General features: G+C 53.5%; 11 protein-coding genes. 6 read left to right on the top strand and 5 right to left on the bottom strand.

Annotation, left to right across the window (positions count from 1 at the left end; translation table 11 throughout):
- Positions 1–142 precede the first annotated feature (142 nt).
- The 3 genes from astE to seqA form a co-directional block, all read right to left on the bottom strand.
- The gene (astE, locus tag ACN0VL_RS14835) at positions 143–1,168 is read right to left on the bottom strand and encodes a succinylglutamate desuccinylase (protein WP_417618715.1); all 1,026 of its coding nucleotides are present in this window, start codon (positions 1,166–1,168) and stop codon (positions 143–145) included.
- A gap of 61 nt (positions 1,169–1,229) precedes the next feature.
- Complete coding sequence (gene pgm, locus ACN0VL_RS14830; protein ID WP_417618713.1) at positions 1,230–2,873, bottom strand: phosphoglucomutase (alpha-D-glucose-1,6-bisphosphate-dependent); 1,644 nt, start codon at positions 2,871–2,873, stop codon at positions 1,230–1,232.
- Positions 2,874–2,894: 21 nt separating this feature from the next.
- The gene (gene seqA, locus ACN0VL_RS14825) at positions 2,895–3,404 is read right to left on the bottom strand and encodes a replication initiation negative regulator SeqA (RefSeq protein ID WP_417618717.1); all 510 of its coding nucleotides are present in this window, start codon (positions 3,402–3,404) and stop codon (positions 2,895–2,897) included.
- 132 nt (positions 3,405–3,536) lie between these two features.
- On the opposite strand from seqA, the gene ACN0VL_RS14820 reads away from it, so the two are divergent.
- The 5 genes from ACN0VL_RS14820 (at position 3,537) to ACN0VL_RS14800 (ending at position 6,473) form a co-directional block, all read left to right on the top strand.
- Positions 3,537–4,304 (top strand): alpha/beta fold hydrolase, encoded by a 768-nt coding sequence (locus ACN0VL_RS14820; protein WP_417618711.1) that lies wholly within the window; start codon positions 3,537–3,539, stop codon positions 4,302–4,304.
- Between the two features lie 56 nt (positions 4,305–4,360).
- Positions 4,361–4,582: a DUF2788 domain-containing protein gene (locus tag ACN0VL_RS14815; RefSeq protein ID WP_417618709.1), complete on the top strand. Its 222-nt coding sequence runs from the start codon at positions 4,361–4,363 to the stop codon at positions 4,580–4,582.
- A gap of 3 nt (positions 4,583–4,585) precedes the next feature.
- Complete coding sequence (gene ybfE, locus ACN0VL_RS14810; protein WP_417618707.1) at positions 4,586–4,870, top strand: LexA regulated protein; 285 nt, start codon at positions 4,586–4,588, stop codon at positions 4,868–4,870.
- 46 nt (positions 4,871–4,916) lie between these two features.
- The gene (gene fldA, locus ACN0VL_RS14805; protein ID WP_417618706.1) at positions 4,917–5,444 is read left to right on the top strand and encodes a flavodoxin FldA; all 528 of its coding nucleotides are present in this window, start codon (positions 4,917–4,919) and stop codon (positions 5,442–5,444) included.
- Positions 5,445–5,558: 114 nt separating this feature from the next.
- Positions 5,559–6,473 carry a L,D-transpeptidase family protein gene (locus tag ACN0VL_RS14800; protein ID WP_417618704.1) on the top strand — a complete coding sequence of 305 codons (915 nt, stop codon included), beginning with the start codon at positions 5,559–5,561 and terminating at the stop codon, positions 6,471–6,473.
- An 82-nt stretch (positions 6,474–6,555) separates the two neighbouring features.
- Here the strand turns inward: ACN0VL_RS14800 and ACN0VL_RS14795 are convergent, their stop codons facing one another.
- On the bottom strand, positions 6,556–6,798 hold the full coding sequence (locus ACN0VL_RS14795) for an LPP leucine zipper domain-containing protein (protein ID WP_188630711.1): 243 nt from the start codon (positions 6,796–6,798) through the stop codon (positions 6,556–6,558).
- A 131-nt stretch (positions 6,799–6,929) separates the two neighbouring features.
- Positions 6,930–7,397, bottom strand: a complete 468-nt coding sequence (locus ACN0VL_RS14790; RefSeq protein WP_417618702.1) for a DUF4442 domain-containing protein — start codon at positions 7,395–7,397, stop codon at positions 6,930–6,932.
- 175 nt (positions 7,398–7,572) lie between these two features.
- Here ACN0VL_RS14790 and fur point away from each other — a divergent pair, with 175 nt between their 5' ends.
- The gene (gene fur / locus ACN0VL_RS14785) at positions 7,573–8,010 is read left to right on the top strand and encodes a ferric iron uptake transcriptional regulator (protein ID WP_417618700.1); all 438 of its coding nucleotides are present in this window, start codon (positions 7,573–7,575) and stop codon (positions 8,008–8,010) included.
- Positions 8,011–8,051: the final 41 nt, after the last annotated feature.

Here is an 8,051-nt window from a genome sequence, read left to right as displayed (position 1 = left end):
ATGACAAGGATGTCATGTGTTTGAGCGCCACAGGGAGGTGCTTGCAGCGTGTCGGTGGAGTAGACCCTTCGTTCGGCTTTTCCAGAGCAGCTAAATAGACCAGTTACTTACTCAGTTTGGTAACCTGAACATGCCAGGCTGGCTAACAGAGCATGTCAGCGCTTAGCTCGGCAGTGACGACCATTAAGGCTGCTCGCTGCTGCGGCGCGACCCCCGGGTTCGGGAAGATCACCGCTTCTGGTTTATCGCCCACTGTCCATTGCTGGTCACCATCTTCTGCCAGCAGAGCCCCCGGCGAGAACTCCGTGAAATTAGCCACGGCATCGGAAAAGTGAAAACAAAAGCCTTCACTTTGCTTGATGATTTCCTGGCACACTTTAAACACGCGAATACGCGCCGGATCCAGAGGTGGCGGCTGCCAGTCGGGTGCTTGCAGCAGGCGGGCCAGATTATGTTCCAGCTTCGCTACCCGGCTGGCATCGTTCTCACCAAATGCATGCACCTTGCCCAACTCCACCGTAAAGGCATGGGCGCCAAAGCCGTGCGCACTGAAGTAGCTGAAGGTGGTGGTGGGCCCATGAGCCAGCAAAATGGTGTCGACGCCAGAATCACAGAGAAAAGCCAGTTGTCCCTTGTGGTAAGGAGCACCATGGGTAAAGGGATAGATGGCAAACTGTTCGTACTCTGAAGGACGAATAGCGGTGTGCAAGTCGTAATGGAGTCGCTCGGTTCCGTCACGACCTTGAAAAAATCGCGTGACGTATTGCTCAAGTCGTGCCGCTCGTTGCCGCTCCATGGTTTGCGGCTCACCCTTGGCATGCGCCCCCGAAAACAAGCGGTTCAGGTTTTCTTCCACTTCTCTCACGCCCAGATTCATGGCCGCGGGATGACCAAAAATCAACAACAAGCGTTGCCGACACACCAAGCGACCACTGACGATATCGCCCAGCAATCGGGCACACAGCTCAATGGGGGCGGTTTCGTTGCCGTGAATACCGCAAGACAACACCAGATCTTTATTCGCCGGGGCCGTCGGCTCGATACACACCACGCCGGTATCCCATACCTGGATCTGCCCGCCGTCGGGGAGTGTTTCGCTAAAGGGGGCAAGGGAATGCGGGTTGGCTCTGCTGAGCGCTAAAAAGTCATCAAGCCGGCTTGCGTTCATATACTCTCCTTAGTACAAAAGGGGCCCTGCTATGCTGCTGCACAGCCGGCCCCTTCTCTATTTAGACGCCTGCCCTAGCAAAGGTGGCACTGACCAGCGCCTGAGCTTCCTCAATCAGACGTTCGAGATGTGCGGCACCCCGAAAGCTTTCGGCATATATTTTATATACTTGCTCGGTACCGCTGGGTCTGGCGGCAAACCAGCCCTGCTCGGTGACCACCTTGAGCCCACCAATGTCAGCCCCGTTACCGGGTGCCCGGGTCAGTCTGGCGATAATAGGGTCTCCGGCCAGGGTGTCCGCTTCAATGGCATCGGCTTCCAGTTTGGCCAGCACCTGTTTCTGGGCAAAGGTGGCCGGCGCATCCACACGACGATAAACAGGATCGCCAAGCTGCTCAACCAGCATCGCATAATATTGGTGGGGCGTGAGCCCGGTAACCGCCAGAATTTCTGCCGCCAGCAAGGAAGGAATAAAACCGTCTTTGTCGGTACTCCACACCTGGCCATTCATGCGTAAAAACGAGGCACCGGCACTTTCTTCACCCACAAAGCCCAGCTGGCCGGCGAGCAAGTCGCTCACGTACCATTTAAAGCCCACCGGCACTTCCATCAACTTGCGATCCAGCCGGGCGGCCACCCGATCGATCATCGAAGATGACACCAGAGTTTTCCCTACCGCCAACGCCTTTGACCACTCGGGCCTGTGGGTAAACAGGTAATGAATGCTGACCGCCAGATAATGATTGGGGTTCATCAGCCCTTCACCGTCAACAATGCCGTGGCGGTCATAATCGGGATCATTGCCACAGGCAATATCAAAGTCGTCTTTCAGGGCCAGCAGGTTGGCCATGCAATCCGGGCTGGAGCAATCCATGCGAATCTTGCCGTCATGATCCAGGGTCATAAACGAAAAGGTCGGCTCCTGGCTGGGGTTGACCACGGTAATGTCCAGACCATAGCGTTCGGCAATATGTGGCCAGTAGGCCAGGCCGGCTCCCCCGAGCGGGTCGATACCGATGCGAATACCGGCGTCACGAATGGCGGCCATGTCGACCACCTGGTCAAGCTCGGCCACATAGTGGTCGATATAATCGAAAGGCACCGCCTGTGCCAGCGCCAAGCTCAGGGGTTGCCGGCAGATACCTTCTCCCTCCTGTGCGATAAGCTGATTGGCTCTATCCTGAATCCAGCCGGTCGCGGTACTGGAGGCGGGTCCGCCATCGGCGCCGTTATACTTGATACCGCCATCACGCGGAGGATTGTGAGACGGGGTGATCACTATGCCGTCGGCCTGGGCCTCCGGGTGCGCACGGTTATGGTTAAGAATGGCATGAGACACCACGGGCGTGGGGGTATAGCCTCGGTCAGACTGAATTCTGACTTCGATACCGTTGGCGGTTAATACCTCCAGCGCCGAGCCCCAGGCGGCTTCCGACAAGGCATGGGTATCCATGCCCAGATACAGAGGGCCGGTGAGCCCCTGAGCTTGCCGATACTCGGCAATGGCCTGGCAAATGGCATGAATATGCGTCTCGTTGAAACTGAAATCCAGGGCACAGCCTCTGTGACCCGAAGTACCAAAGGCCACTTTTTGCTCCGGGATGCTGACATCGGGCTGCAGCTGATAGTAGGCGGCCATTAGTCGCGGAATATTAATCAGCTCGGCGCTGCTGGCCCGCATGCCGGCTCTGGGGTGTCTGCTCATAACCATTTCCTTATCTTTGAATCAAATGCTGTGACACACCCGCTCGATCAGGCTGTGGGGATAGCCCATTGCCGCCATTAACTGAGCAATGATATTGCGCTTGCGTCCGGTGTTGGTATTGGTAATCACCCAATAAGGGCTGCCGGCAATGGCTTTGGGCTTGGTGGTGTTACCACTGGCCAGCAAGGCCGCTTCGTCGTCGGCAAAATAAATCCGTTTGCGACCTTTGATATCGCTCGCCTGGGCAAACGCGCTCGGATTGTCTTGATACATCACCGACAGGATATGCATAAAGCGATCGATAGCCGACTCCTGTTCAGCCAGAATATCGCTTTGCAGCATCTGCTCTATGCGTTGCCCCACTTTAACGTTAGCGCTCGTGTCGGCTGACGTGGTCTGTGTCTCAACCCGAGTCGCCACCGGCTCTATCTGTAACAGGCGCCGTAATATATCCGAGGCACTTTCACCGATATGTCGTGTATTACTGGCAATGTAACGATAAAGATCTTCATCTACCTCTATGGTTTTCATCATATTTCCTGGCATGTCCACTCCCAATGACGGAGCCTGATTATACATGGAGCGGGCGATCTGCCCAAGCAGGTTGCGCCTTAAGCCCTGTCGGGCAACAATATCGGTCTTGATCCTTCGTCTGGAATTAGCATGCAATTGAATTTTCGCCGTCAGGGCCAGGGCCAGCCAGTGATTGTGATCCACGGTTTATTTGGCAGCCTCGACAACCTTAACGGCCTGAGCAAGGCACTGGCCGAACATTATGAAGTGATTGCCGTCGATGTCCGCAATCATGGCCTTTCGCCGCACAGCGAGCACATCAGCTATCAGGATATGGCCAACGACATTCTGGCGTTGATCAGTCAACTGGAACTGGCACGCCCGGTCCTGGTGGGGCACTCCATGGGCGGTAAAATTGCCATGATGATCGCCGGCATCGCGCCTGAGCTCATTGGCGGCCTGGTGGTAGCCGATATGGCACCCGTGGCTTATACCCAGGCTCGACACAAGGAAGTGTTTGCCGGCTTGCAGGCCGTGGCGGCCGCCGGCTGCCGGGATCGTAAGGCGGCCGATGCCGTACTCGGCCGTCATGTGCAGATTATGGGGGTGCGCCAGTTTTTGCTGAAATCCTTCATTCCCGACAGCGATACCCCCTGGCGTTTCAATGTGCCGGCACTGCAGGAGCACTACGCCACCATCATGAGTTGGCCGGGCCTGGATACCCCCTACACCGGCCCCGTACTCTTCATCAAGGGGGGCGAGTCCGACTACCTGCTCCCCGAGTACCAAGCCGAGGTGATCCGTCAGTTTCCCCGGGCTAAAGCCAAGGTGATCCCCGGTACCGGCCACTGGTTACATGCAGAAAAGCCGCAGCTGTTTAATCGCTTGGTACTGGATTTCCTGGCCCGGGCGAGTTAACAGCCATAAATCCTTTATGCTATAGTGGCGCCAATTTATAATGGTCGGACTGCGTGATGTCATTAGAACAAATCGAGCTAATGGAGAGCTTGGGGCTTAAGCTCTTTTTCGTAGCCATCTTTCTCTTGATTGGACTGGCTATTCAAGATGTACTCAAACGGGGCAATGTCCCGAAATTCGGTCGTTATATCGTCTGGGCCGTGTTGTTTTTGGGCTGCGCCGGCTTTATTGCCAAGGGCATTATTGAAGCCGCTTGGGAAGGGGGCGGTGTCGGTTAACCCATGGCTAAGCAAGAAACAGATAGAACAACGCTGGATTTGTTTGCCGACGAACGCCGGCGTGGCAGGCCAAAAACCAATCCACTGCCCCGTGAAGTACAACTGAAATACAACAAGCGCAATCAACTCAAACGGGATCGCGAACGCGGTCTCAGTCGCATAGAGCTAAAAGTCGATCAGGAGCTCCTGAATAGACTGAATATACTGGCCGCCGAGCAGCAGCTTAGCCGAGCCGACTTGATCCACGCCTTGCTGCTACAACAGCTTGAGCTGCAGGACAGCCAATAGGCCAACTGGCCTGACCATCCACATTTTCGACAGGTACAACATTATTATGGCAAGTGTAGGTCTGTTTTTTGGAAGTGACACCGGCAATACCGAAGCCGTTGCCAAGATGATCCAGAAAGAACTGGGCAAGCATCTCATCGCGGTACACGATATTGCAAAAAGCACCAAAGAAGATATTGCCGGCTTCGATCTGCTGCTACTGGGTATTCCTACCTGGTACTATGGCGAGTCTCAGGCAGACTGGGATGACTTCTTCCCCGAGCTTGAAAATATCGACTTCAATGACAAGCTGGTGGCCATCTTTGGTTGCGGCGATCAGGAAGACTATGCAGAATACTTCCTGGATGCCATGGGCACACTGCGTGAAATCATCGAGCCCAAGGGGGCCATCATCGTTGGTCACTGGCCCACCGAAGGCTACGAATTCGAAGCCTCTCGGGCGCTGGTGGATGATGCTCACTTTATTGGCCTCGGTATTGATGAAGACCGCCAGCCCGAGCTGACTCAGGATCGGGTTAAGGCCTGGTGCAAGCAGATATATGAAGAAATGTACCTGAAAGAACTGGAATCTTAATCCACCTTCTCGGGTCTGATAAGGGATGCGAAGGCGCGTCCCTTTTTTGTATCTTGATGCATTGGCATCAATGGTACGCCAGTATGGCAAAGACGATTATACGAGAGTTGTACTATGAAAAAGTTAAGTATTTTATTGTTCGCGCTGTTGTTGCCGACCACGGCGGCACTCGCCAACATTACCCCCCTGCCCTTGCCGGAAAATAAAGGCCAGCCGATAGGCCAGATATTGCTGCACACCGCTCAAGAGGGGGACACCCTGGCCAGCCTCGCCCGCTATTACGGCGTCAGCCCCATCCTGTTGCTGGCAGCCAACCCGGATCAGGATCTGTTTTTGTTAAAGCCCGGACAAGAGCTGGTAATACCCAATCAGCTGTTGTTACCCAGAGCCGATACCAAAGGCATCGTCATTAACCTGGCCGAATTAAGACTCTACTACTATCCGGAAGATGGCAGCGATGTGTATGTCTTCCCTATCGGTATTGGTCGGGTGGGTCGAGCGACCCCGGAAATGACCACCAGCATCAGTCAGATGCGTAAAAACCCCACCTGGACGCCAACCGCCAATACTCGCCGCGAGTACGAAGCCAAAGGCATTCCGCTACCGGCCGTGGTGCCTGCAGGCCCCGACAACCCGCTGGGTGAATATGCCATGCGTCTGGCTTATGGCAGTGGTGAATACCTGATCCACGGCACCAACGACCCCCTGGATGTGGGGCTGCGTGCCAGTGCCGGCTGTATCCGCATGTACCCCGAACACGTAGAGTGGTTGTTTGCACAGGTAGACAAGGGAGTTCAGGTTCAAATTGTGAATCAGGCGCTTAAGGTCAGCACGGATGAATATGGTCAGACATTTATCGAGGCCCACGAACCATTGACTCCCGAAGGCCTGGCCGACGATCGTCCCCTGGATATGAGCACGCTCACGCCCTTGATCGAACAGGGTGCCAACCGGGAGCTCATTGAACAAATCATTCGTCATCAACAAGGTATGCCCCAGCTCGTGGGTCAAGTCTCCGAGCAACTGTAAACGGTTGCTCTGCCTCTGTTGGTAAATGGTGAACATAAAAAAGCCTGGCCGAAGCCAGGCTTTTTTTTCGCTGCACCAAAACTTACTTGGTGTAACGACCCATCTGGTCCAGACGAGAATTAGCACGGTCTGCAGAAGCACGGGCTTCGGCAACGTCAGCAGCCAGGCGATCGATTTTGGCAGAGTTCATTTGCTGACCCTGTTGAACTGCTTGGATGTCCTGAGACAGACCGTCCAGTTTAGTCTCCATAGCTGTGTTTGAGCTACAACCGGCCAGCATCAGAGTACCAACAACACCAGCAACCAACATCATTTTATTGCGCATTACATGCTCCTTGTTTCTATGGCAGTCAAAAAGACCACTTAGTCAGGCTAAGTATGGACGAAGTTCCCCACTAACCGCAAATTATTTTACAAACCATGACGTTAGGAAAATTTGCTTAACACCCTAAGCCATTATTTGTATGGTCGTTTTTTACGTACGTAAAGTGTTCGTTCCACCTCAGCGATCAACTTCCCTTCCTCATCAACAATATTAATACGAAAACGAGGAAAGTGCTTATGACCCTCTTGGGTCGCTTCAAGTATCGCATCTAGCCGTTCTTGGCTCAAATGAATATCAGCAAAAACACGCCCTCTGCCGGGCCTGAGAAAGGTAATGCTGGCGGCTCTATCCCAGATGTAGTACCCCTCTCCCAGGTTTCCCATTAATAACATCGAGTAGACAGGATCTGTCATCGAAAACAGGCTGCCCCCATATTGGGTGCGATTGGCATTTTTATTCCACCACCTGAGGGCCAGGCTGACCCGGCAATAACGATAATCCTGACTGAGCCGTTCAATACGAATACCCGCCCCCCAAAAAGGGGGCCAGCAGTTCATCAAGATTTTTACCAAGCGAGGGCGGGCAATGATCTGCTTCATCTATCTCATCTGACCAGCTGAAAATAAGCCCGATATTAACAAAAATCACGCAACCTGACAGACTTATTGCGCTGGCCCATGGCACAGGCCGGCAAAACCAGATTGCGGTTGCCTTTAAGGGTAGGAACAAGGACAATGAAAGCAATAACCACACGAAATGCGAAACTTTATTCTTATGGCTGACAACAATCAAGCTTTGAAAAAAGCAGGCCTCAAGGTGACGCTACCCCGCGTAAAAATCCTTGAGCTGCTCCAACATCCCGATGCTCAACATGTGAGTGCCGAAGATCTGTATAAGCTGCTGATCGACCAGGGTGAAGAAATTGGTTTGGCGACCGTTTATCGTGTGCTGAACCAGTTTGACGATGCCGGCATAGTAGCTCGCCATCACTTTGAAGGCGGCAAGTCGGTGTTCGAACTGGCCACTCAGGAACATCACGATCACCTGGTGTGCCTCGATTGCGGTAAAGTCATCGAGTTCCATGATGAAATCATCGAAGAACGTCAACACGTTATCGCCAGTCAATTCAATATTAAATTGACTAACCACAGTCTGTATCTTTATGGCCATTGTCATGAAAAACCTTGTAGCCATAACGATGAAGACAAATAACCCATCGTTCTAACAGTCACAAAAAAGCCGCAGAATTCTGC

Source organism: Oceanisphaera sp. (genome assembly GCF_048268965.1).
GTDB lineage: Bacteria > Pseudomonadota > Gammaproteobacteria > Enterobacterales > Aeromonadaceae > Oceanimonas.
This window is presented reverse-complemented; position numbering and strand designations above follow the sequence as displayed.

What these genes read in the sequence shown, in the direction of transcription:
- fldA (WP_417618706.1), top strand. Translation starts at nt 4,917, where the DNA reads ATGGCAAGTGTAGGTCTGTTTTTTGGAAGTGACACCGGCAATACCGAA.
- pgm (WP_417618713.1), bottom strand. Translation starts at nt 2,873, where the DNA reads ATGAGCAGACACCCCAGAGCCGGCATGCGGGCCAGCAGCGCCGAGCTG.
- ACN0VL_RS14820 (WP_417618711.1), top strand. Translation starts at nt 3,537, where the DNA reads ATGCAATTGAATTTTCGCCGTCAGGGCCAGGGCCAGCCAGTGATTGTG.
- ACN0VL_RS14800 (WP_417618704.1), top strand. Translation starts at nt 5,559, where the DNA reads ATGAAAAAGTTAAGTATTTTATTGTTCGCGCTGTTGTTGCCGACCACG.
- ACN0VL_RS14815 (WP_417618709.1), top strand. Translation starts at nt 4,361, where the DNA reads ATGTCATTAGAACAAATCGAGCTAATGGAGAGCTTGGGGCTTAAGCTC.
- fur (WP_417618700.1), top strand. Translation starts at nt 7,573, where the DNA reads ATGGCTGACAACAATCAAGCTTTGAAAAAAGCAGGCCTCAAGGTGACG.
- ACN0VL_RS14790 (WP_417618702.1), bottom strand. Translation starts at nt 7,397, where the DNA reads ATGAAGCAGATCATTGCCCGCCCTCGCTTGGTAAAAATCTTGATGAAC.
- seqA (WP_417618717.1), bottom strand. Translation starts at nt 3,404, where the DNA reads ATGAAAACCATAGAGGTAGATGAAGATCTTTATCGTTACATTGCCAGT.
- ACN0VL_RS14795 (WP_188630711.1), bottom strand. Translation starts at nt 6,798, where the DNA reads ATGCGCAATAAAATGATGTTGGTTGCTGGTGTTGTTGGTACTCTGATG.
- astE (WP_417618715.1), bottom strand. Translation starts at nt 1,168, where the DNA reads ATGAACGCAAGCCGGCTTGATGACTTTTTAGCGCTCAGCAGAGCCAAC.
- ybfE (WP_417618707.1), top strand. Translation starts at nt 4,586, where the DNA reads ATGGCTAAGCAAGAAACAGATAGAACAACGCTGGATTTGTTTGCCGAC.